General features: G+C 37.9%; 16 protein-coding genes, 1 tRNA gene and 1 rRNA gene. 9 read left to right on the top strand and 9 right to left on the bottom strand.

The genetic code is table 11. From position 1 onward, the window contains the following. Positions 1-1,287 (bottom strand): hypothetical protein (locus tag ACWITO_RS09085; protein WP_448529678.1); only part of this gene is annotated, 1,287 nt, incomplete at its 3' end. Positions 1,288-1,462: 175 nt separating this feature from the next. On the opposite strand from ACWITO_RS09085, the gene ACWITO_RS09080 reads away from it, so the two are divergent. The 3 genes from ACWITO_RS09080 to ACWITO_RS09070 all read left to right on the top strand — a co-directional run bounded on the left by ACWITO_RS09080 (position 1,463) and on the right by ACWITO_RS09070 (position 6,744). After that, entirely contained in the window at positions 1,463-2,272 is an 810-nt protein-coding gene (locus ACWITO_RS09080) for a hypothetical protein (RefSeq protein ID WP_448529677.1), read from the top strand. 44 nt (positions 2,273-2,316) lie between these two features. After that, positions 2,317-5,097, top strand: coding sequence for an outer membrane beta-barrel protein (locus ACWITO_RS09075; protein WP_448529676.1), 2,781 nt, complete (start codon positions 2,317-2,319; stop codon positions 5,095-5,097). A gap of 243 nt (positions 5,098-5,340) precedes the next feature. Then, positions 5,341-6,744 (top strand): M1 family metallopeptidase, encoded by a 1,404-nt coding sequence (locus ACWITO_RS09070; protein ID WP_448529675.1) that lies wholly within the window; start codon positions 5,341-5,343, stop codon positions 6,742-6,744. Positions 6,745-6,797: 53 nt separating this feature from the next. On the opposite strand, the gene ACWITO_RS09065 is transcribed toward ACWITO_RS09070, so the two are convergent. The 3 genes from ACWITO_RS09065 to ACWITO_RS09055 all read right to left on the bottom strand — a co-directional run bounded on the left by ACWITO_RS09065 (position 6,798) and on the right by ACWITO_RS09055 (position 9,471). Next, entirely contained in the window at positions 6,798-7,046 is a 249-nt protein-coding gene (locus ACWITO_RS09065; protein ID WP_448529674.1) for a hypothetical protein, read from the bottom strand. 213 nt (positions 7,047-7,259) lie between these two features. Further along, complete coding sequence (locus tag ACWITO_RS09060; RefSeq protein ID WP_448529673.1) at positions 7,260-8,072, bottom strand: crotonase/enoyl-CoA hydratase family protein; 813 nt, start codon at positions 8,070-8,072, stop codon at positions 7,260-7,262. A 10-nt stretch (positions 8,073-8,082) separates the two neighbouring features. Then, positions 8,083-9,471 carry a POTRA domain-containing protein gene (locus ACWITO_RS09055; RefSeq protein ID WP_448529672.1) on the bottom strand — a complete coding sequence of 463 codons (1,389 nt, stop codon included), beginning with the start codon at positions 9,469-9,471 and terminating at the stop codon, positions 8,083-8,085. Between the two features lie 100 nt (positions 9,472-9,571). Between ACWITO_RS09055 and ACWITO_RS09050 the strand changes: the two genes are divergently transcribed. From ACWITO_RS09050 to htpG, 4 genes are all read left to right on the top strand, one after another. Further along, a tRNA-Leu gene (locus ACWITO_RS09050) sits at positions 9,572-9,656 on the top strand. Between the two features lie 58 nt (positions 9,657-9,714). Continuing rightward, positions 9,715-11,112, top strand: a complete 1,398-nt coding sequence (locus ACWITO_RS09045; protein ID WP_448529671.1) for a trigger factor — start codon at positions 9,715-9,717, stop codon at positions 11,110-11,112. Positions 11,113-11,227: 115 nt separating this feature from the next. Further along, entirely contained in the window at positions 11,228-12,523 is a 1,296-nt protein-coding gene (locus tag ACWITO_RS09040) for a TolC family protein (RefSeq protein WP_448529670.1), read from the top strand. Between the two features lie 99 nt (positions 12,524-12,622). Beyond that, complete coding sequence (gene htpG / locus ACWITO_RS09035) at positions 12,623-14,449, top strand: molecular chaperone HtpG (RefSeq protein ID WP_448529669.1); 1,827 nt, start codon at positions 12,623-12,625, stop codon at positions 14,447-14,449. Positions 14,450-14,499: 50 nt separating this feature from the next. On the opposite strand, the gene ACWITO_RS09030 is transcribed toward htpG, so the two are convergent. From ACWITO_RS09030 to mdh, 4 genes are all read right to left on the bottom strand, one after another. After that, the gene (locus tag ACWITO_RS09030) at positions 14,500-17,670 is read right to left on the bottom strand and encodes a PAS domain S-box protein (RefSeq protein WP_448529668.1); all 3,171 of its coding nucleotides are present in this window, start codon (positions 17,668-17,670) and stop codon (positions 14,500-14,502) included. Next, positions 17,667-18,722, bottom strand: coding sequence for an amidohydrolase family protein (locus tag ACWITO_RS09025; RefSeq protein ID WP_448529667.1), 1,056 nt, complete (start codon positions 18,720-18,722; stop codon positions 17,667-17,669). The genes ACWITO_RS09030 and ACWITO_RS09025 overlap by 4 nt, the downstream gene beginning before the upstream one ends. Before the next feature lie 156 nt (positions 18,723-18,878). Further along, positions 18,879-19,910, bottom strand: a complete 1,032-nt coding sequence (gene nuoH, locus ACWITO_RS09020) for an NADH-quinone oxidoreductase subunit NuoH (protein ID WP_448529666.1) — start codon at positions 19,908-19,910, stop codon at positions 18,879-18,881. A gap of 189 nt (positions 19,911-20,099) precedes the next feature. After that, on the bottom strand, positions 20,100-21,035 hold the full coding sequence (gene mdh / locus ACWITO_RS09015) for a malate dehydrogenase (RefSeq protein WP_448529665.1): 936 nt from the start codon (positions 21,033-21,035) through the stop codon (positions 20,100-20,102). 154 nt (positions 21,036-21,189) lie between these two features. Here mdh and ACWITO_RS09010 point away from each other — a divergent pair, with 154 nt between their 5' ends. Then, complete coding sequence (locus ACWITO_RS09010) at positions 21,190-21,606, top strand: globin domain-containing protein (RefSeq protein ID WP_448529664.1); 417 nt, start codon at positions 21,190-21,192, stop codon at positions 21,604-21,606. Positions 21,607-21,703: 97 nt separating this feature from the next. Continuing rightward, positions 21,704-22,984, top strand: coding sequence for a response regulator (locus tag ACWITO_RS09005; protein ID WP_448529663.1), 1,281 nt, complete (start codon positions 21,704-21,706; stop codon positions 22,982-22,984). 50 nt (positions 22,985-23,034) lie between these two features. Here ACWITO_RS09005 and rrf read toward each other — a convergent pair. Further along, positions 23,035-23,125, bottom strand: a 5S ribosomal RNA gene (rrf, locus tag ACWITO_RS09000); the annotation flags it as partial.

Raw genomic sequence — 23,125 nt, 5'->3', positions numbered from 1 at the left:
ATAGACGGTGGTTTTAGCATTACTAATTTCTGTGCTCAAACCTTTCTTAAATTGTCTGTAAGGCATATAAGCTGTTTCAAGGTTGATAAGATTTCGCTCAAAGCCACTTTTGGCACTGCCACTGCCGAGTGAGAAATCATTGTTGAAGCGGTTATTTTCCAAGAAAATCTCTTCGGTGATTTTTGAGCCTATTAGATAGAAATGCGAATTGAAAATGCAGTTGGTAATACTTAATTTCTCGCAAGTTACATCTTGAATACCCGTTTCACTCCATAACTTTGGATTTTCTTTTTTCCACTCATCAGGTATTTTCTCAAAGGTACAGCTATCAATTTGGATTTTGCTTGCATTGCATTTAACTATACCCAAACCTGTACTTCCTTTTTGATTGGTTGAAAAAGTCGTTTTTTGTATCTTAATTGTAGAACAGCCTTCAATATGAGCATTAGTTATCTGACAATCAATAATTTCTAAATTTGATTTTGGGTTTTTTGAGTCTAAATGTTCAATATTACTTCCGAGAAATCGAATATTAAAATTTAACAAGTCATATATGTAAATAAATCCTATATTACAATCTCCTAAAAAAAAGGACATACTGTAATCAACAGTCAAATGTCCTCTTATAGAATAATCAACTTCTTTTCTATGATTAGCATCCATAGAATAACTACCATAAATAAAAAATCCATCAATTTTTGACTTTTTAAAAACGGGGAAGTATTGCAAGAAAAAAGTTGCCTCCTTGTAAAGCGTGTTACCAATCGGTATATTTTTACTTTGACTTTTTTGAACCGCATTTTGAACCTCATTATCATCAAAACTAAATTGAATAGTTTCATGAAAATTAACTCTTCTAATTTCTATTGTGCTATATAAGCGACCATTTGATGAGAATAAATAATCAAAAGCACTTTCCCACAACACATTCCTAAATTCAATTTGTTTATGTATATCAATAACTGGTAGAATTTTGTCTAAATAAGTATCTAATTTCTCATTTACTCCATAATTGTTAAATATAATTTCTTGGTTTTCTTTAATTGGTAAGTTCAAGGGGTTATACTTGGTTTCAGCATTGGCTACTATCCATATCCCAAACCTCAAACTATCGGTTTGGTGGTTGTAGTAGATTTCGGCGTTTTCAAGGCGGTAGGTGCTATTGGGGTGCTTTTGTATTTCAGCAAAAAGCTCGCTGTACGAAAGACGGCGACGCGGCTTCTTTTGTGCCTCTACCTCAGAGGCACACAAAACTACCAAAACGAGAAAAAGAGCTATTTTTTTCATACGTGTAGGGGGTTAGGGTTTTTCCTTCCAAGTAAATGAAAAAAAGGTTTCAAAGCAACATCAATAGCACTCATCGCAAGGACTTAAAATAAAAATTCACAAACATTCTGATATTTTTTAGGGTTTGCATACTAACTTTGTAGCTTAAACGTTTTCAATCCAAAATTTCAACATTATGAAAAAAATCTTTTTAGCAGTAGTAGTTCTTTTAGCTTGGCAAGGCTGGGCTTATGCTCAAAATACCTTCAAGGGAATGATAGAGTTTGAAGCCACAGTTCGTATTGATGTGGAGAGTATTCGTCAGAACAACCCCGAAGCCGCCGCCAATATCCCCGATGTGTTCAATTACACCGAAAAACTATTTGTCAATGGCAACTTGGGTAAAGTAGAAAGAATTTTCCCTATGATGATGGGCGGAGGCAGAAACAATCCTCAACAACAGCAAAGAATGATGAACCAGTTTCGCCGTTTTATTCCTGAAACCTATTGGAATTTCAGCGAAAAAAAGGTTTATACATTCAGCACGCTCCCCAAAGATAGCGTAAATGTAGATAAATACGTGGTTGAAAAAACCATAGAGTTTCCACAAAACATTAAAAAAGACGAGAAAAAAACAAAAAAAATTCTCGGTTACAACTGCAAAAAAGCTACACTCAAAACTGATGACGATACTTATACCATTTGGTACACTACCGAACTCGGCTTTACTTATTCGCCACTTTCCCAAAGTACCCAAGGTATGCAACGCTGGGGCAGAGGTAGTGCCAATGCACCCAAATTACCTGTTATTGTTATTGAAAATGCCGTTGTAATGGCAGTAGAAGGAACAGATATAGGTTTTGAAGCCAAAAAAATTAGTAAAGATGAAGTGCAGGAAATCACGATGCCTACTGATGCACAAAAAGTAACCGAAGAAGAACTCCGAGAAATTTTTCAGAAAAGACGTGGCAATTTCAGCAGAATGACAATGGGCGGCGGTAGATAAAATTCCCATACCAATATCTTTGTTCTATCAATCATCAAGCAACTATGAAAAAGATTGCTCTACTATTTTTTTGCCTTGTATTGGGCGGAGAATTGCTGGCACAAGCTAAAAAAGGAGTGGTAAGGGGGCGTATTGTAGATGCCGTTGATAAGGTTTTTGCCCCCGGAGCTACCATTAGTATTCAGAAATTACCCGATTCCACGGTAGTAGGCTTTACAATGAGTGATGAAAATGGTGCTTTTGAATACAAAAACCTTGCAGAAGGGAGCTACCGCATTTTAGTAAAACTTACAGGCTCGGCACTGCTCAAAAAAGAGTTTCAGATTTCTGCTTCGCAATGGGAAGTAAATATGGGCAATTTGGAACTTCAACCCGAAAGCATACAAGGCATAGAGGTAAAAGGTGAAGTTACTCCTGTGGAAATCAAGCAAGATACCGTAGAGTTCAATGCTCGTGCCTTTCAGACCAAACCCAATGCTACTGCCGAAGATTTACTTAAAAAACTGCCGGGCGTGGAAGTTTCAAAAGATGGCACCGTAAAAGCCCAAGGAGAAACCGTTAGAAGGGTACTTGTAGATGGTAAACCCTTTTTTGGCGATGACCCCAAGCTAGCTACCCGCAATATTCCCAAAGAAATGATTGATAAAGTGCAAATCATAGACCAGATGTCGGAGCAATCGCAATTTACAGGTGTAGATGACGGCAATCGGGAAAAGGTTATCAATATCACGACCAAAAAAGAAATGAAAAAAGGTACTTTTGGGCGTGCTATGGCAGGAGCAGGCACCAACGACCGCTACGAGGGCAACCTTACGCTCAATCGGTTCAACAACAACCAACAAATTTCGCTGATTGCCTCTGCCAATAATATCAACAACCAAAATTTCACACTCAACAATGCCATTCAAGGCGGAGGAAATTTCCGAGGAGGCTTCCAAAGTATTGCAAGAGCCTTTGGAGCGGCAAATCCCAACAATAGCAATGGTATCACTACCGTTTGGTCAGCAGGTTTGAACTTTAACGATGAATGGGGCAAAAAATGGAAAATCAATGGCAATTATTTCTACAACAACAGCGAACTGGTAGTTTCACAAAATACCAAACGCCAAAATATTCTGAGCGATAGCACCTTCTTTACCTTCCAAAACAACGATAACAACACACGTACAGGAAATCACCGCCTCAATTTCCGTATAGATTACGAAATTGATAGCCTCACACTTTTACGCATTATTCCTAATCTTTCTATTACAGATGTAAATTACAACAATTTGAGCATTTCTCGCACGCTAAACTCTAACCAGCTTTCTTTGCTCAACGATGCCAACACCGAAAATATCAGCCAAAACAATCAGCTCAATTTCACAAACCAACTGCTTTTCAGACGTAAGTTCAAAAAGAGAGGAAGAAGTTTTTCTACAAATTTCTTTTTCACCAACACCAGCCAAGAAGGAACAGATTTCAATACCGCTCTGAATAGATTTTACAGAGCCGATACTATCAACAATCAGCGTATTATACGCCAAAAAGCAACCCAAGATAACGGAAGCCTCATTTTCAGAGGAGGCATTTCCTACACCGAGCCACTCAGCCGCAGACACAATTTGGAAATGAACTATCAAATCAGCAATACCAATAACCTCACCGACCGCCGAGTATTTGATTTTGACGAAATAGGAGGCGATTATCTACTCCCCAACACCCCACTTACCAACAACTTTGATAACAGATTTATTTCCAACCGATTGGGTTTGAATCTTGTAACTACCAAACTAAAATATAGCTATACTTTGGGCTTTGCCGCACAAATTGCAACCCAAAACAATCAAGATATTACAAGAGGAAATAATTTCAGAAGAGAATTTATCAATTTATTCCCTACGGCTCAGTTCCGCTATAATTTTGGTAGAAACCGCCGTATGCGGATAGAATATCAGGGAAGCACCAACCAGCCCACCAATGCCCAATTGCAACCTGTACCCGACAACAGCAACCCGCTCAATATCACGGTCGGTAACCCCGATTTGAAACAAGAAGTAGTAAATACTATACGTGGCAATTATGTGAGTTTCAATGCCGAAAAATTCAGAAGTTTCTTTGTGTTTTTCAATGTGAGCAATACTATCAATAAAATTGTGAGTAGCACTACTATCACCCCTTTTGGGGCACAGGTAAATTCTTACCAAAATGCTGATGGTATTTGGAATGCAGTAGCTTTTGCAGGGGCTGGTATCCCGCTGAAAGGCAATTCTTTGGTTTTAAGTTTAGCCACCAATGGACTTTGGAACAGAAATATCAGTTTTATCAATGATGCTCGCAATATTTCCAATACCTACACCATCGGACAAACAGCCCGCATAGTTTGGAATTTCAAAGAAAACTTGGATTTTAACCTTTCAGGAACATTAAACCATACTAACCAACTATACTCTTTGCAACCCCAAAACAATGTGAGCTATTTTACCAATATTTTGGTGGCAGATGTTACTTATACCTTCAACAATGGCTTGGTACTTGGTACAGAAGTAGATTATTTTGCCAATTCGGGGCTTGCCGAAGGTTTCAATCAGAACTTTACCATTTGGAACGTAAGCCTTGCCAAACAAGTTTTCAAGGATAAACGAGGCGAAATAAAAGTGCGTGTCTATGATGCTCTTCAGCAAAACATTGGTATCAGCCGAACTACCACCGAAACCTACATTCAAGACGTTTCAAATGTAGTTTTGCAACGCTACTTTATGCTTTCTTTCACGTACAATATCAATCGTTTTGCCGCCCAACGCCAAGAACAAGAACGTATGAATAGAATGATGTTTGGTAGATAAGTTTTGGAGTAATCGTTTAGGTCTAATTTGTAGTATGAAACAGGAAACAAGAAGCAGGAGACAGGATTTAGAACATTTGGATATTCAGACGGAGTAAAACTTTTATATCAAACGCTTGAATATTTAAACTTTTTGAACGTAAATAATTACGTCTGGGCTTGGTTACACCAAATCTAATCGTAGAAAATTTATAGAAAAATCGCAGAAAAATGTAGATTTGCCGAAAAATGTAAATTTACCTCTATGAAACTGCGATTTTTCTTTTTGGCAATTCTTTTGCTCCCAGTAGCATTTGCTCAAACTTACGAGGAACTTAAAGGCGGACTCTTGCCACAGAGAGCCTGCTTTGATGTTTATTATTACGATTTACACCTGCAAATCATTCCCGAAAAGCAATTTACTCAGGGAAGTAATACGATTTTTTTCAAAATCCTTTCAGAAAGCGAGGAAATACAACTGGATTTGTTTGAAAATATGCACATCAGGGAGGTAATGTTTGAAAACCAACCTATCAGATTTGAGCGAAAATTTGACGCATTTTTTGTAAAATTTCCTCGCAAATTACGCAAAGATAGCCTTTACAATGTGAAGGTAGTCTATCACGGCAAGCCTGTTTCATCGCGTTCGGTACGAAAAGATAATGGATTTTTTTGGCTCAAACATAATGAAAAAGACTTGGTAGCAGTGCAATGTCAAATTTCAGGAGCTTCGCTCTGGATACCTTGCAAAGAGCATTTGGCAGATGAACCCGACTCGGTGCGTTTGCATTGGGAAGTACCCATAGAGTTGGAGTGTATTAGCAACGGAAAATGGGAAAAAACGGAAGTTTCTCAGAAGCAAGGCTATAAAATTAGCCATTGGTTTGTGCAAAACCCTATCAATCTTTACAACATTACTTTTTATTTGGGCGATTACCGAAAACGTATAGGTTATTATATCAATGAGAAAAGTGAAAAAAAGCCTGTTGAGTTTTACTTTTTGAGCTATCCAGCCCAAGATTCTACCATCAAGAATTTTTTTATCAACAATGCTTTACATTTTTTGGCTTTCTGCGAAAAAACTTTTGGAGAATATGCTTTTTGGAACGATAAATTTGCCGTTGTAGAAAGTCCTTATGCAGGAATGGAGCATCAGAGCTGTCTGGCAGTACGCTCAATGAACAAAGATTATTGGAGATTTAGCAAATACGGCTTGCCTTACGTGCTTATACACGAAATGGCTCACGAGTGGTGGGGGAATGCAGTTTCTGCTTCCGATATGGGCGATATGTGGCTACACGAAGGCTTTGCAACTTATTCGCAATATTTGTTTATAGAATACTTGTATGGTAAAAAGGCTTATACTTCAGCTGTCAATAGTCTTTTGTATGATACTACCAAGCCTATTTTAGAAAAAAGAGGAGTATATGTCGCCGATAAAGTTTTTGGTGAGCTTATCATCTATGACGGAGGAGCTTATTTTTTACACAAACTCCGCTTAGCTATCAGCGATGACAAGGTTTTTTATGATATTCTCCGAACTTTTTATGAACGCTTCAAAAAGAAAAACGTCCTTACCGAAGATTTCCTTGCGGTCGTCAATGAAAAGACCAAGAAAAACTGGAAAGACTTTTTTGAAAAAAATTTAGGTAGGAAACTGGGAAATTGAAACAAAAAACTTGCCTTTGATGAGGCAAGTTTTTGAGAAAACTTGTTTAACCCTTACTCACTGCTACGCAGATTTTCTAAAAAAGAACGGCGTTTTTCGGCAATGCCTGCACTTTCTTTTTTAGATTTTTTGCTATCAATATCCGAAAAGTGGTCAAAAATTTTAAGCACTTTTTCAGTCTGATAGCCCGCACTTTTCATCAATACACAGCTCAACTGATACGATAAGAGCAAAATTTCTTCCTTCGCCATTTCCACAGGCGAGGCTTGGAATAATAAAGTTTTTTTCTTGCTTTTTAACATAAGTTATGTTGTTTAATTGACACTACAAAAGTAAGCAAAAAAAAATTAGCAAAATTTGCAATCATCAAAACCGCATAACTCGTGTAAGCTCGGTATCTATTTTATAGCTTTTTCGCAAATAGGTTTCTAAATAAATAGCTGTTTAACAGAAATTTGCAGAAAAAAAACAAAAATAAACCAATAGTTTTTGTTTCGGAATAAAAATCATTTTTTTCAATTTTCAAAAGTGGGTTTTTGCTTTTGAAGTTGAGCCATAAGAGCGGATTCTACGTCTTTGCTCATCAGCTGCGAAGCATTCCAATAGCTAATAAATGCCAAACCTTCTTGTACGCTATGTTCTCGGCTATGCAAGAGGGTTTTTTTGATACCTCTTACCACAAGAGGAGATTTTTCGGCAATTTGCAAGGCGATGCTTTCTGCTTCTTGAAGTAAAATTTCTTTATTTTCATACACTTTATTGAGCAATCCGATTTGCAGAGCCTCTTGGGCAGTAAAATTACGAGCCGTATAAGCAAGCTCGGCTACCAGCCCCGCAGGAACGAGTTTGGGTAAGCGTTGCAAAGTACCTAAATCTGCGATAATTCCCATATCTACTTCTTTGATACAAAAATAGGCTTCTTGCGAAGCAAAACGCATATCACAGGCACAAATCAAATCTACTGCCCCACCTATGCAAGCACCGTGCAGGCAGGCTATCACGGGTTTAGAACACTTTTCAATGGCATTGATACTTTCTTGCAAGTTTTGAATAAACTGCTGGATTTTTTCGGCGGCTCTGCCTATATCCAAACCCGAAATCATTTGTTTCAGGCTCATCAGCATTGTAAGGTCTATGCCTGCTGAAAAATTTTTACCCTCGCCATACAAAATCACTACACGCACTTGCGGGTTTTCGGAAAATGCTTGCATTGCTTGGGGCAATTCTTGCCAAAAGTGGCTATCCATTGCATTGGCTTTTTCAGGACGATTGAATTTGAGAATACCAATATTCCCTTTGATTTCGGTGCTGATAGATTGAAAACTCATAATAAAAGGATTAGAAACTGGTTTCAAAATTAAAGAAAATTCCAAACTCTTTCAGGCGATTGTAGCTGAAATCTAACTGAAAAACACTATTGTAATAAGTTACAAGGTCTATGCCTGCCCCCATACCCCAAAGCATTTGGTTTGCCAAAGGATTGTTTTCTGTGAAAAATACATTATCTCTCACAAAACCTGTATCAAAAAATATTTTAGGAAAAACACTCACAGGAATAGTACGCAGTTGGGAGGGTAGAAATTTGATGTCTTTCTTAAAATTCAACACTCGGCATTTCAAATCGGTTTTTAGCCAAGCATAATGTTGCCCATCAATTACATATAGCTGATACCCCCTGACAAGGTCGTTGTCATAGCCCATTGCTTGGGCATTGGTGTAGGGCTGTCCGTTATGAAAAAGCAATCTGCCCCCTACTGCCCAGCTACTAAAAAGATACTCGTTCCAACTTTTATGATACTGAAAAGTAGTATAGAATAACCACAAATTCAGGTTATCGTGGGGAAGCAAACCGTATTTACTTGCCCGCAAGAGAAGTTTTTTACCTTTCAGCGGATAGCTAAAAAAATCGCGGTCGTCATAGAGATACTCATAGTTGAGATGAAAATACTTTTGAATATTCCGACTTTGCAAATGATAGTTAGGATTGAGCAGTAAAATAGTATCATTTACCCAATTATGCGTAAAGTGCAGTTCTACATTTTGCCACTGATAAAAGCCACTCCGCTTGCGAATTTTGAAATTAGTAGTCATTCTTTCTCGCAAATTTTCATCGCTTTTCAGGTAGGCGAGTTTATTTTTTTCTGTTTGGAAAGCCAAATTCTTGAATTGTGTATAAGCAAAATAGAAGTGCAAGCCATAATTTTGTTTTTTATCAATATAGGGGATTTTATAGGCAAACTTATATTTTTGTAAAAAACCTGTTTGGGCAGTAAGTTCAAGGGTTTCGTTTCGCCCTCGCATATTGCGTTTGGTAAAAATAGCCCCATAATTTAGACGTGAAAAGTCTTTATCTCTATCGTAAAACCACTCATTAAAATTTCTATCGCCAATTTCTAAAATAGGAGCTACAAACACAAAAAAGCGTTCTTTCATTTTTACAAAAAGAGCCTTCGTCTGCTTGCCTGAGGGTTCAAAGCTCACCTCCACCTCAATAAACAAATTGAGATTGAAGATGCGATTTCGGATTTTTTCACAAATTTCACCAGCCTGTTCATCACGAATGGTATCTCCTTTTTGGAGTTCTATTTCTCGCAAAATGATAAGGTCTTTGGTTTTCTTATTGCCCTGCAATACAATATCTTCTAACACAAAAAAGCCATTCGCTTGCCCACAAGCAAGTGGGCTAAAAAAAGCCAATACAATCAAGAATGCAAAACGTAACAACAATTCTAAAGCTATTTTTTGCTGAAAATAGGGATTTTCAAAGAAAAAAACAAATTTTTCTTGCACAATAGATTTTTTTATATTACTTTTGCAACTCAAATTTGCGGATGTGGCGTAATTGGTAGCCGCACCAGACTTAGGATCTGGCGCCGTGAGGCGTGGGGGTTCGAGTCCCTCCATCCGCACCAGCTCTTATCCTCTGCAATGTTGCAGAGGATTTTTTTAATCCTAAAAATCTTTTCATTTATGGAAATAGTGTTTGAAAAGCAAAGCGAAGTTCGTGGAAAACTTTCTATTACGCTCAAACCTGAAGACTATTTGGGCGAATTTGATAAAGAACTCAAAAAAATTGCTAGCAAAGCTCATATCAAAGGATTCAGACCGGGCAAAACTCCTGTAAGCGTAGTAAAAAACCTATATGGCAATGAAGTATTAGGCGATACCGTTCTGAAACTTTTTTCCCAAAATGTGGATAATTATTTACGCGAAAATAATGTTCACTTTTTAGGCGAACCCATTGCTCCCGAAGAATACGATTTCCCTCGTTTCAATGTTCGCTTTCCTGAAACTTATTCTTTTCAGGTAGAAATGGCTCTTGTTCCTCCTTTTGAACTAAAAACCGAAAGTATTGAAGCCATATCTTACAAAATTACTCTCAGTGAAGAAGAAAAAAATAGCGAGTTTGAGGCATTTTTAGAAAGACAAGCCACTATCAAAGAAGTAGAAAAAGTTGAAAGTGAAAATGATTTTGTAATGGGTAATTGTACCTTTAGTTTGGATAGTACAGAAGCACAAGCAGAAACAGAAAGCCAAACCGAGCCTACTACGATTACCCGTTATGCTCTGTTTTTAGTAAATAAGCTCAAAAAAGAAGCCCAAGAGCAATTTATGGGCTTGGAAAAAGACTCAGAAATTGAAATTTACCCCTTCCAAGTATTTGAAAACGAGGAAGAAACCAAACAAAATATTTTTGGTACAAAAGAAGAAGATTTCACTTTGCTCAAAGATAAAAAAGCTAAATTCAAGGTAGAGCGAATTAGTCGTAGAGAAAAACCTGAACTGAATGAGAATTTTTTCAAGCAAGTTTTCCCCAATGAAGAAATTCCTGATGAAAATGCCTTCAAAGAAAGAATTTTGCAAAACATTGTTAGTGATATAAATAGCCACGCTATCAATTTTGCCAAAGAAAAACTAAAAGAGGATTTTATCAATCAAAATGCTTTTGAAGTAGATATAGAATTTCTTTTACGCTATCTCGCCCAATCCAAAAGGACTTCGGAAGCTGAAATTGAAGAAATCAAGCAAAAACCACAAGAATTTCTGAAAGGCGTACATTGGGAAGTGTTGAGCAATAAACTTATTCAAAAATACAATATTGAAGTAACTTTTGAAGAAGTAAAGAATGGGTATGTCAATGATGTAATTACAAGAATCAGACAAATGGGATTGAACACTGGCGACGATGCTTGGATGTATGAATTTGCTTTCAAACAATTCAAAGGTCTTAGCAAAAGCCAAATTGATTCTATCTACAACAACATAGCTCGTGAAAAAGCCATTGATAAGCTATACGAAGAACTTCCCAAAACAGAAAAAGAAACTTCTCTCAAAGAGTTTGATGAAATCTTAAAAAAGGGAATATAAAGCATAGTGAGCAAAAGCCTTCAAGCCAAACTTGAAGGCTTTTTATTTGGAAAAAAACAAGCATAAATGCACTAAAATAGCCTATTTTGAAGTTTTATGATAAAAGATTTTCCCTATGAAAAAATTTCTCTATCTCCCTTTTCTGTTTTTTTCAGGCTTGCTTTTTGCCCAAGAAGTTTCTTTGGAAGAGGCTTTTCAGATAGCTTTACAAAACAATTGGAATACAAAAATTTTACAAAATAGCCTGCAAATTGCACGTAACAATAATTTTGCGGGTAATGCAGGCAAATTGCCTCGCATTACGCTCAATGTAGCAGATAATTTTCAGCTTTTTGGTATCAATCAGCAACTTTCTAATGGAACAGAAATCAATCGTAATGGAGCTATTTCCAATAACCTCAATGCAAATTTACGTGCAGATTGGCAGGTTTTCAATGGTGGTAGAATTTGGGCATTGCAAGAACGTTTGCAAATTGCAGAGAAAAATAGCGAAATAGCCCTCAAAAACCAAAAACAGCAACTTTTAGCACAAGTAGCAGTGGCATATTTGGAAATAGCAAGGCAAAAGCAAAATCTCAAATTGCAACAAACCTTGCTATCTATCAACCAAGAAAGGCTCAAAATCATTCAGAAACGAGTAGAAGTAGGAACAGCCAACCAAACCGACCTTTCGCTTGCCCAATTAGATGTGAGCAATCAGGAGCAAATGATTCGTTCCCAAGAGCTGGCTATCAGGCAAGCCAAAATACAACTCAACTTACTTTTAGCTCAAAATGCCGACACGCCTCTGGAAATCAAAGAAAATATTACGCTCAAAGAAAATTTACAAATAGAAAATCTGAAAAGTAATTTGGAGCAAAATCCACAGCTGGAAATTGCTCGCAATAATCTCAAAAATAGCCTCACTTTCGAAAAAGAAGCCAAAGCTCAAAAAATGCCTTCACTTACCATTAGTGCAGGATATTCGTACAATCGGAACAATAGTACCGCAGGCTTTTTGTTGCTTAATCAAAATTATGGGGCTTTCGTAGGTTTCAATTTGGCAGTACCGCTTTACAATGGAAATATTTTTGATAGACAATATCAAACCGCTCAACTTCAAAGCAAATCGCAAGAATTGGAATACAACCGCATAAAGCAAGAAATTCAAATGGAACTGGAACGCCAATGGCAAAATTATCTCATAGCCAAAGAGCAGTATCAGATAGAAATTGCCAGCTCTCAGAATGCCCAAGAGTATCTCAAAATTATGGAAAAGCGTTTTGCACTGGGGCAAGCTACTATCCTTGAAATTCGTGAGGCTCAACGAGTTGCCGAACAAACCGAAAATCGTAAAATTCAAAGTTTTTTCAATGTAAAACTCGCTGAAATCCAACTTTTACTCGTAGCAGGCAAAATAGAAACCCCTTGAAAAGATTTAGATAGCATACCCTTAGAACAGGAACTTACTTACAGCTTTCTTTGTTAAATATTTTGCTTTTAGTGAAAAATTGTCAAACTAAAACTTGAAATGCCTATGCAAGCAATGAAAGGAAATCTATCTATTCACACCGACAATATTTTCCCAATTATCAAAAAATTCCTTTACTCCGACCACGAAATTTTCTTGCGTGAGTTGGTTTCTAATGGCGTAGATGCTTGCCAAAAATTGAAGGCTTTGAGTTCTTTGGGCGAATTTACGGGAGAGCTTGGCGAACTTAAAGTGCAAGTGAGCGTAAATAAAGACGCCAAGACCATTACTATCAACGATACAGGTATCGGAATGACCGCCGAAGAGATTGATAAGTATATCAATCAGATTGCTTTTTCAGGAGCTACCGAATTTGTCCAAAAATACCAAGATAAAATTTCTGATGCCCGCAACCAAATTATCGGAAATTTTGGTTTGGGCTTCTATTCGGCATTTATGGTAGCAAAAAAAGTAGAAATTATCACCAAATCGTACAAAACCGAAGCTCCTGCGGCTCGTTGGGTTTGTGAAGGAAACACCGAATTTAGTATAGAACCTGCCGAAAAACTTCAAAGAGGAACTACTATCATTTTGCATATTGCCGAAGATAGCGAAGAGTTTTTAGATAAAGAGCGTTTGAAAAACATTTTAAGCAAGTATGCTCGCTTTCTGCCTATTGCCGTAGAGTTGGAAGGAGAACGAATTAACGAAACCAAGCCTCTTTGGACTATCCCACCCACCGAACTGAAAGATGAGGATTATTTAGATTTCTACAAAAAGCTTTATCCTTTTTCGGAAGAGCCTCTTTTCTGGATTCATCTCAATGTAGATTACCCCTTCAATCTGACAGGTATTTTGTATTTTCCCAAAATCAAAAATACACTGGAAGCCCAAAAAAACAAAATTCAACTTTATTCAAGGCAGGTTTTTATTACTGATGAAGTTAGCGATATTGTACCCGAATTTTTAACTCTTTTGCACGGTGTTATTGATTCGCCTGATATACCCCTGAACGTATCGCGTAGCTACTTGCAAGCCGATAGCAACGTTAAGAAAATCAATACTTACATTACCAAGAAGGTAGCCGACAAACTTGCCGAACTTTTCCGTAACGATAGAAAAGCCTTTGAAGAGAAATGGGAAAGCATCGGGCTTTTTATCAAATATGGAATGCTTACCGATGAAAAATTTTATGAAAAAGCCGAAAAATTCTGCTTACTCAAAAATATAGAAGGCAAATTTTTCACTTTTGATGAATACCGAGAGCATACCCTAGCCAACCAAACCGATAAACACGGAAATTTGGTTTGGCTCTATACCAACGACAAAGAAAAACAATTCACCTACATAGATTCGGCTCGCAAACGAAGCTATGATGTGCTTGTTTTTGATGGCATTTTGGATAACGCCTTTGGCGAAAGAATTGAGCGAAAACTTGAAAAAACACAAGTTCGCAGAGTTGATGCCGAAGTAATAGATAAACTCATTCCCAAAGAAAACGAACATAAATCTGCTCTCAGCAAAGAGGAAGAGGAGAAAATCAAAGATCTTTTCAAGAAAGTAATTGCCGATGATAAAATAAGCGTTGAAGTGCAAGCACTTGCCCCCGATGAAATGCCCGTACTCATTACCTTGCCCGAGTACATTCGTCGTATGCAAGAAATGAGCCGTTTGCAAGGCTGGTCTTGGGCTTTGAATGATAAAAATTTCAACGTAACTATCAATGGCAATCACTTGCTCATTGGTAAATTGCTTCAAGAAGGAAATGAGGAAAAGCAAACTGCATTAGCCGCCCATCTTTACGATTTGGCACAACTCTCACACGGTATTTTAGAAGGGGAAAAATTGAGTAAATTTATTCAGAAAAGCATAGAATTTTTGGGATAATACTTGAAAAGCGGAAACGCAAAAAATTTTCTTGTGTTTCCGCTTTTGGGTTACAATAACTCAATTTTACGCATATCCAAAGCTACCCCAATGGTTTTCTTGTTTTTATCAAAAATAGTATTGAGGGAAAGTTCGTAAATATCATCAAAAAAGGTAATATTGGTTTTGAACTTTTCGCCTGCCAAAGCTCTGCTCAAATATGTTTTCCAAATCTCCCATTCAGAAGCAGGAACAAACTTTTCAAAACTTTCGTCAATTTTAACTTCTTTGTTTGTTTTTTCTTTGATAGTTCGTTCAAAAGCCTCATTGAAAACCACAAAATTGTATTTGGTATCCAAAGCAAACACAAAATCTTCCAAATTGTTGATTAAAGCACGCAAATCGGCTTCTTTTTCTTCCATTTCTCGCTGTATTCTCATCATTTCCTCTTGGCTTTTCTTGATTTCGGTGATGTCTTTGGCAAAGACCGTAACCCCCTGCACGTTGTCGCTATCATCAAGAATGGGGTTGTAAGTAACCAAAAGGGCAATATCTTCACCTTTGGAGCCTACATAATGCTCCTCTACACGTACTTTTTCGCCCGCCAAAGCCCTATCGTAAGGGTCTTTGAGGCGGTGATAACTTCTTTCAGGGAAAGTGTCCAAGATGTTTGTGCCAATATCTACTTCACGCCCCATTTGTCGGAATACACTTTGGAGGTTTTCGTTGATGATAGTAACAAAATAGTGCTTATCAATAGATAAAATTCTTTCGTCTGTGTTGTTGATAAGAGCCGTAAGATTTTCTTGTTGAATTTTGGTACGTAGCTGAATTTCTTGCATTTGCTTTTCGGCTTCTTTTCTTTGTGTAATATCTTCAGCTACCATAAGGATTTTGGTGGTGTTGCCGTTGAGGTCAAAAATAGGGTTAAAGCTACCTTGCAACCAAATAGTTTCGCCGTTTTTGTTTTTATACTCATACTCTCCTGTACGGAACTTACCACCTTTCAGTTCTCGCCACATTATTTTGTAATCATCATTTTCTGCTTCTTCCATAAGCAGAAGTGTATTGTAGTGTTTGGCGAATAGTTCGTCTTTGGTGTAACCAAAAGTTTGCAAAGCAAGGTCATTGACATCAATGATAAAACCCTGCAAATCAAATTCAAATACAATAGACGAACGGCGTAAGGCTTCTACTTGCCCCTGATAGTCAAGCACTTGTTTTTTCTCTTCGGTAACATCAAAAGCCAAACAGGTAACTTTGTAAAGCGTATCTGTTTCATCAGGAATAGGTACATAAGTTGCTCTAATCCAGATTTCTGTACCATCACGAGCCACCCGTTTATACTCTCCCATTTGGGTTTTTCCTGCCCTTAAATTATCCCAAAAACGCAAGTATTCCTCGCTATACGAACTTTGTGTATCCAGAAAAATGCGGTGGTTTTTGCCTTTTACATCAGTAATTTTATATTTGAATTTTGCCAAAAAAAGGCTATTGGCATTCAGCAATCTGCCTTCCATATCGTATTCTGCCTCCAAAAGTGTAGTACCAATGGCATAAGACTGAGACCGCAAAGCCTGCTGATTTCGTTTCATTTCTTCTTGGGTGCTTTGCAATTTGAGCAGGTTCTGCCTCATTTGGTCTTCTTGCGATTTGAGTTGCAAGGTTGCATTTTCTTGTTCAAGCAAAAGCAAACGAGTTCGCTCATTTACTTTTACGTTGGTAATGGTAGAGGCAATGTTATTTGCCAAACGCTCAATAAATTCAACTTTGTAAGGTTCAAACTTTCGGAAGGTAGTAAGTTCTATCATTCCCACCAAAACCTCATTGAGTTTGAGCGGCACAATAAGCACATTATTCGGTTTTGCCGCCCCCAAACCCGAAACTATGTCAGAATAATCATCAGGTACATCATCAATGAATACGGTTTCTTTATCAATCAACACTTGCCCAATTACGCCTTCGTGAGGATAAATTTTTTGCTTTAAGAATTTTTGTTGTCCGAAAGCATAAGCCGCTACAATTTCGGCGTACAAGAGTTCCTTTTCCTCGTTTTCTTTACTTTCTTTACCTTCTTTGCTTTCTTTATCAACAATATACATACAGCCTTGTGCCGCTCCTACGTATTCCACAAGTTCGGAAATAATATTGTATGCAAGTTTTTTCAGATTGTCATTGTCTTTACGTAAAACTTCCACAAATTTGGTTAGCCCTGTATTGCTCCACTCGCGGTTTTTTTCGCTTTGAGCTACATTTATCATACGCTCACGCATATCTAGCAACGCCCCTGCCAAACTTTCCTTTTCAAGTTCAGTATAACTTTCAATACCTTTGTATTGAGCGTTCAGGTTGCCTTTTCCAATATTTTGAATAAAATCAGTGGCATTTTCCAAGCTACCTACAATTCTATTGATAGCCCTTACTACTGAACCCACTTCATTGTTGAATTCGTACTCAATGGGCTTACTGCTGTAGCCTTCAGCAATTTCTTCTGCGGCTTCGGCAATGATATTCAGGGGTTTTAGCACCACATCTTTTACTACAAAAAATGCTCCTACGATTGCCCCCGCATTGATAAGCGTAAGAATAAGAATAATCAAATCTGCATTCTGACGCTTTTTGTCCAAAACCATTAAAAACTCCCGAACGAGTTGTTCGTTGAGCAAAAGCATTTCTGAAGACTTGCGTTTGAGATAATCAATGGCTTTCAGCACCGCAGGGTTTGTGATTTGTTTTTCTTCAAAGCCCATTTCAGCAAGTTTTTCAAGCTCAATATCTAATTTTACTTCTTGCTTTTCTTCCTGCCGAACAGCAATTTTGGTGGGCTCGGCTACTACAATGCTCGCCGTATCCTGATAGCTTCGCCAAAGTTTTTCTACTCTCTTGATAGTGGGCAAGATACTTTCATCAGCTTTGTCAGTAATTTCTACTTCGCGGTTATCTACCGTAATCGTGCCTCCATCGCGTAAGGCTCTGAGAATTCTTCCGTGTTCGGCGATATGCTCACGCAAAATCACTTTCATATTTTCATTGCCTTCGGCAACCTTCTGAGCATCTAATACAATGAGTTGCGAAAGGGTACGATTTCTACCTGCAATATCTACAAGGTACTGCCCCTGTTCAATAGCATTGAAAAAGTAGCTTGTGAGAATGTAATTGAGAATCAAAATTATTAAGAATACCCCCAAAAGCAAGAAAAGGCTATTTCGGATAATGGGGTTGTAGTGCCGTTGATTACTCATTGCTGTAAGACGTTTGAGTGGAAATCAGGCTTTTTGGTATCAAGAAATTTTTCTATGCTCATATTGAGCCAATTGAGTGCATTCAATCCGAGAATTTTTGCTTTGGTGCTATCGCTCAAATCGGACATACTTTCTACGAGCTTTCCCGGTTCCAGTTCGCCCAAGGGAAAAGGATAGTCCGTTCCCAAAACAATCTTATCTTCTCCAATTACTTTGAGAATAAGCCTCATTGCTTCGGGGTCGTGCACAAGCGAATCCACGTAAAATTTACCCAAATACTCTCTTGGATGGACGTTATTATCAATGGCACACAAATCGGGACGAACTTCAAAGCCGTGAGAAATTCTGCCAATCGTAGCAGGAAAAGAGCCTCCTCCGTGTGCAAAAGCTACTCGCAAGCGAGGCAAGCGTTCAAAAACACCTCCAAAAATCATTGAACAAATCGCAAGAGAACTTTCCGCAGGCATACCCACCAGCCAAGGAAGCCAGTATTTAGGCATACGCTCTTTGCCAATCATATCCCAAGGATGCACGAAAATCGCCGCTCCAAGTTCCTCCGCCGCTTGAAAAAAGGGAAAAAGCACTTCATCAGAAAGATTCCAATTATTGATATGCGAACCAATCTGCACACCTGCCAAGCCAATTTTCATACAGCGTTCAAGCTCCTGAATGGCTAATTTGGGCTCTTGTAGAGGCACTGTACCCAAACCAACAAATCGTTTCGGATATAAATGAACCAGCTCTGCGATATGGTCATTGAGAAACATTGAAAGGTCAAGAGCATCAAAGGCACTTGCCCAGTAGCTAAACATTACAGGAATAGTAGAAAGAACCTGTACATCAACTTTATGAGCATCACACTCTTTGAGGCGTACTTCGGCGTCCCAGCTATTGGCATAAATTTCACGGAAAAATTTGCCGTCAATCATCATTCTTGCACAGCCGGGCTTGTGGTGGTCAAGATTGACAAAACCTGCATAACCATACCTTTTTTTTAGGTCGGGCAAATGCTCGGGTATGATATGCGTGTGTATGTCAATTTTGAGACACATAAAAATTTTTGTAATTATTTACGTTCAAAAGGCTTAAATGTTCAAGAGTTTGAGATAAAAGTTTTACTCTGTCTAAATATCCAGTGTCCTAAATCCTGTTTCCTGCTTCTTGTTTCCTGTTTCTATAAAATTAGACCTAAACAATTACGTTTTTTCTTACTTTTTCAAAATCAAAATCACAATACCTGTAATAATTACGTTGAGAATAGAAAGCGGTAGTAAGCCTTTCCAACCGAGGTTCATTAACTGGTCGTAGCGGAAGCGGGGGAGCGTCCAACGTACCCACATATAGAAAAATACAAAAAACAAAGCTTTGGCAAAAAGAGCTACTACGCTCAAAATACTGGCAACATTCTGACCAAAATTTTCAGCTACTACACTCATAAAAGGATAGTTGTAGCCACCAAAGTAAAGTGTAGAAATCATTACAGACGAAACAAACATATTGATATACTCGGCAAAAAGATAAAAGCCAAGTTTCATACTGCTGTATTCCGTATGATAGCCACCAATCAATTCGCTTTCGCATTCAGGTAAATCGAAGGGAGTACGATTACATTCTGCAAAAGCACAAGTTAGGAAAATAACAAAACCAAGAGGCTGATAAAAGACAAACCATACATCTTTTTGAGCTTCAACGATTTCACGCAAAGAAAGCGAACCTACCATCATTACAATAGCAATGATAGAAAGCCCCATTGCAAGTTCGTAGCTAATGTTTTGCGAAGCGGCACGAATAGCCCCCAGTAGCGAATACTTATTATTAGAAGCCCAACCGCCTATCATTATACCATACACCCCCAAAGCCACCACAGCAAAAACGTATAAAATCCCAATATTGCCATCAACTCCTTGAATGTAGAATTTATGTCCAAAGAGCTCCATTTCTGCTCCGAAAGGGATAACCGCCGAAGTCATTGTAGCGGCAAGCATAGCGGCGGCAGGTCCGAGTATAAAAAGCCATTTATTGGCTTGTGCAGGAATAAACTCTTCTTTGAAAAACATCTTACCTGCATCGGCAATAGGTTGCAACAATCCGAAAGGTCCTGCTCTGTTGGGTCCTATTCGGTCTTGAATAAAAGCCGCAACTTTACGCTCTGCATACGTAGAATAAGTAGCTATCAGCAGTGTAATACCGAAAATGAGCAAAATAATCACTCCCTTGATAAGTAATAGCGTTAGTTCCATAGGGTTGCTTAATTTTTAAGGCAATTTCTGAAAAATATTTGAATACGCCAAAAATATACCAAGATTAAAGCATTTTTCAGGATTTACAGGATTTTATTCTTTGATTTTCAAATACTTAAAAATCTGATTTTGAGTATAATAAAAATGCCCTCGTTTTTTACGAAGGCACTTTTAAGTTGTTTTTGGATTTTACAAATTCAAGGTAGCCAAAACATTGTTCATATTACGAACTGCTTCGGCAGATTTATTGAAGAGTTCTTGCTCTTCATTATTGAGCTGAATATCTACAATTTTCTCCCAACCATTTCTGCCAATCACCACAGGCACACCCAAGCAAATATCTTTTTGTCCATATTCGCCATTAAGTGGCACACAAGAAGGAATAATACGTTTTTGGTCGCGTACAATGCTTTCCACCACTGCCGCTGAAGCCGCACCCGGAGCATACCAAGCTGATGTACCAATGAGTTTGGTAAGGGTTGCTCCTCCTACCATTGTATCGGCGGCAACTTGTTTGAGCGTTTCAGCAGAAAGGAACTGACTCACAGGCACTCCTCTGTAAGAAGCAAGACGTGTCAGAGGTATCATTGTGGTATCGCCGTGTCCTCCAATAACCATTCCTTGTACATCAGCAGGAGAGCAATTAAGAGCTTTAGAAAGATACGTTACAAATCTGGCACTATCCAAAGCTCCTCCCATTCCGATAATACGATTTTGAGGCAACCCAGCCACTTTATGAGCCAGGTAAGTCATTGTATCCATAGGATTGGAAACAATCAGTAAAATAGTATTGGGGGAATATTTCACTACTTGCTCTACTACACTTTTTACAATGCCTGCATTTACGCCGATAAGTTCTTCGCGTGTCATACCCGGCTTGCGAGGCACTCCCGAAGTGATAACCACCACATCAGAATTAGCCGTAAGGCTATAATCGTTGGTAGAAGGAATGAGGCGTGTCAGTGAGCCAGTTAGGGTAGTGGCTTGCAACATATCCAAACTTTTTCCCTCACTGATGCCTTCTTTGATATCCAATAGTACAACTTCATCAACAATTTGACGATAGCTGAGTACATCGGCAGTGGTAGCTCCCACATTGCCTGCTCCAATTACGGTTACTTTCATTGGTGTATCTGTTTTTTTGATGAAACCATATTTTGCCCAAAATTACAGATTTTTTTGAGTGAATAAATTTTCCAAAATAAAAAATTGCAATGTTGTTGGAATATTGAAAAGTTTATCTAAATTTGTATGCATCACTAACTAAACAAATACACCTATGACACCCCAACAAGCAGAAATTGTAAAAAAATCGTTCCCCAAAGTTTTAGCAGGAACATTAAGTGCAACGCAAACTCTTTATGACAAACTTTTTGAGTTAGCACCTGACACAAGAAATTTATTTAAGAATACTCCAATGGAGCGGCAATCTCAAATGCTTGTTGCCGCAATCGGGAAGTTAGTTAAAAGTATTGATAATTGGGATAGTGTAAAACCTGATTTAGAAGCCCTTGCAAAAAGACACGCCGGATACGGGCTCAGTCCTGAACATTTTGTTTATTTCGGGCACGCCTTCGTGCATATGCTCAAAAGTATGTATGGAGGTGAGTGGAATAATGATTTGGAAGAATCTTGGAAAGCTGTATATCAAAAAATTTCTGAAATAATGATAGGAACACTTTTTGAAAATAAATAAGCCTTTCCTATTCAAAGCCTAAACTTGTGCGAAATTACTCTTAAAAATTTCGCACAAGGTATTTATTCAAGAGCTACTCCAATATAGTCAATATCCTATGAAATTTCAGCCTGAAAAATTTTCTATACTTTACATAGATGATGAGCAGAGCAATTTGGATATTTTCCGAATTTCTTTCAAAAGGGAGTATAACGTTTTTACAGCTTATGAACCTGAACAGGCTTTTGAAATATTAAAAAACAACCACATTGATATTGTCATTGCGGATCAGCAAATGCCTGAAATGTCAGGGGTAGAGTTTTTAGAAAAAGTCTTAAAAGACTACCCAGATTCAATTAGAATTATTCTGACAGGTTATGCAGATATTCAGGCAGTTATTGAAGCTATTAACAAATGTGGTATCTACAAATACATAACTAAACCTTGGGAAAGGGAAGATGTAAAAATGACCCTTGAAAAAGCCATTGAAACTATCAAAATTAAACGAGAAAACCAATTTCTTTTACAAAGTTTAACCCAAGAACTTGAAAAAATAGAAGCAAAATACTTTGAGCAATACAAAGAAGCAAAAGAATATGCTCGTAAATTAGAAAAGCAAAAAGCCGAGCTTTCGGCAATGTACCGAAAGTTGGGGCAAAACATCAATTATGCAAGTAAAATACAAAATGCACTCCTGCCAAAGGATAAAACTCTTTTAGAGTTTTTTCAAGATTTTTTTGAAATCAATGCTCCGCTTGATGTTGTTTCGGGAGATTTTTATTGGTTTCATCAAGTATCTGATTTTGAAGCATATTTAGCCCTTGTAGATTGCACAGGACACGGCATTGCAGGAGCTTTGATGAGTGTTATTGGACATACGGAACTAAATAAAGCTATTAAAGAAAGACGAATCAGGGAACCCAAAGATATATTAGAAAGTATGCATCAAGAACTTTCCAATTCCATTTTCTCACAAGAAACTTCCGATGGAATGGACGTAGCCTTGTGTCGTTTTCAAAAAACCAGCCCTTTTCATTACCGAATGACTTTTGCAGGGGCTCGTCGCCCTTTGTATATTTTGCAGAATAGCATTATTTTAGAAGTTCCGGGTAGCAGAAAAAGTGTTGGAGGGTTGCAGATTTATGCAGAGGGAAAATATGAACAACATTCCTTGCATTTGGAAAGTGGTAATCAATTATACCTCTTTACTGATGGCGTTCCTGATATTGCCAACGATAACCGACAAAAATTTGGCTTAAAACGCCTAAAAGATTTGATTTTAAGAACTTATCAACTACCTGCCGAAGAGCAAAAGCTTCAAATTATGCAAGAAATTGCAGAATTTAAGCAAGATACTGCTCAAAGAGATGATTTTTTGATGCTTTCGGTAAGACTATAAGAAAACAAAAAACCCCTCACTTTTCAGTGAAGGGTTGTGTTTGAATGATAGCGGGGCGGCATCTACTCTCCCAGCTGTTACGCCAGTACCATCAACGCTTCGGGGCTTAACTGCTCTGTTCGGAATGGGAAGAGGTGATCA

This window comes from Raineya sp. (assembly GCF_053497555.1).
Note: the sequence above shows the minus strand (reverse complement) of the source record. Positions and strands in the feature narration are given on the sequence as shown.

Coding starts and splice junctions, on each gene's coding strand:
- ACWITO_RS09075 (WP_448529676.1), top strand. CDS start 2,317: ATGAAAAAGATTGCTCTACTATTTTTTTGCCTTGTATTGGGCGGAGAA.
- ACWITO_RS09025 (WP_448529667.1), bottom strand. CDS start 18,722: ATGTGTCTCAAAATTGACATACACACGCATATCATACCCGAGCATTTG.
- ACWITO_RS09030 (WP_448529668.1), bottom strand. CDS start 17,670: ATGAGTAATCAACGGCACTACAACCCCATTATCCGAAATAGCCTTTTC.
- ACWITO_RS09040 (WP_448529670.1), top strand. CDS start 11,228: ATGAAAAAATTTCTCTATCTCCCTTTTCTGTTTTTTTCAGGCTTGCTT.
- ACWITO_RS09005 (WP_448529663.1), top strand. CDS start 21,704: ATGAAATTTCAGCCTGAAAAATTTTCTATACTTTACATAGATGATGAG.
- mdh (WP_448529665.1), bottom strand. CDS start 21,035: ATGAAAGTAACCGTAATTGGAGCAGGCAATGTGGGAGCTACCACTGCC.
- htpG (WP_448529669.1), top strand. CDS start 12,623: ATGCCTATGCAAGCAATGAAAGGAAATCTATCTATTCACACCGACAAT.
- nuoH (WP_448529666.1), bottom strand. CDS start 19,910: ATGGAACTAACGCTATTACTTATCAAGGGAGTGATTATTTTGCTCATT.
- ACWITO_RS09080 (WP_448529677.1), top strand. CDS start 1,463: ATGAAAAAAATCTTTTTAGCAGTAGTAGTTCTTTTAGCTTGGCAAGGC.
- ACWITO_RS09010 (WP_448529664.1), top strand. CDS start 21,190: ATGACACCCCAACAAGCAGAAATTGTAAAAAAATCGTTCCCCAAAGTT.
- ACWITO_RS09060 (WP_448529673.1), bottom strand. CDS start 8,072: ATGAGTTTTCAATCTATCAGCACCGAAATCAAAGGGAATATTGGTATT.
- ACWITO_RS09070 (WP_448529675.1), top strand. CDS start 5,341: ATGAAACTGCGATTTTTCTTTTTGGCAATTCTTTTGCTCCCAGTAGCA.
- ACWITO_RS09045 (WP_448529671.1), top strand. CDS start 9,715: ATGGAAATAGTGTTTGAAAAGCAAAGCGAAGTTCGTGGAAAACTTTCT.
- ACWITO_RS09065 (WP_448529674.1), bottom strand. CDS start 7,046: ATGTTAAAAAGCAAGAAAAAAACTTTATTATTCCAAGCCTCGCCTGTG.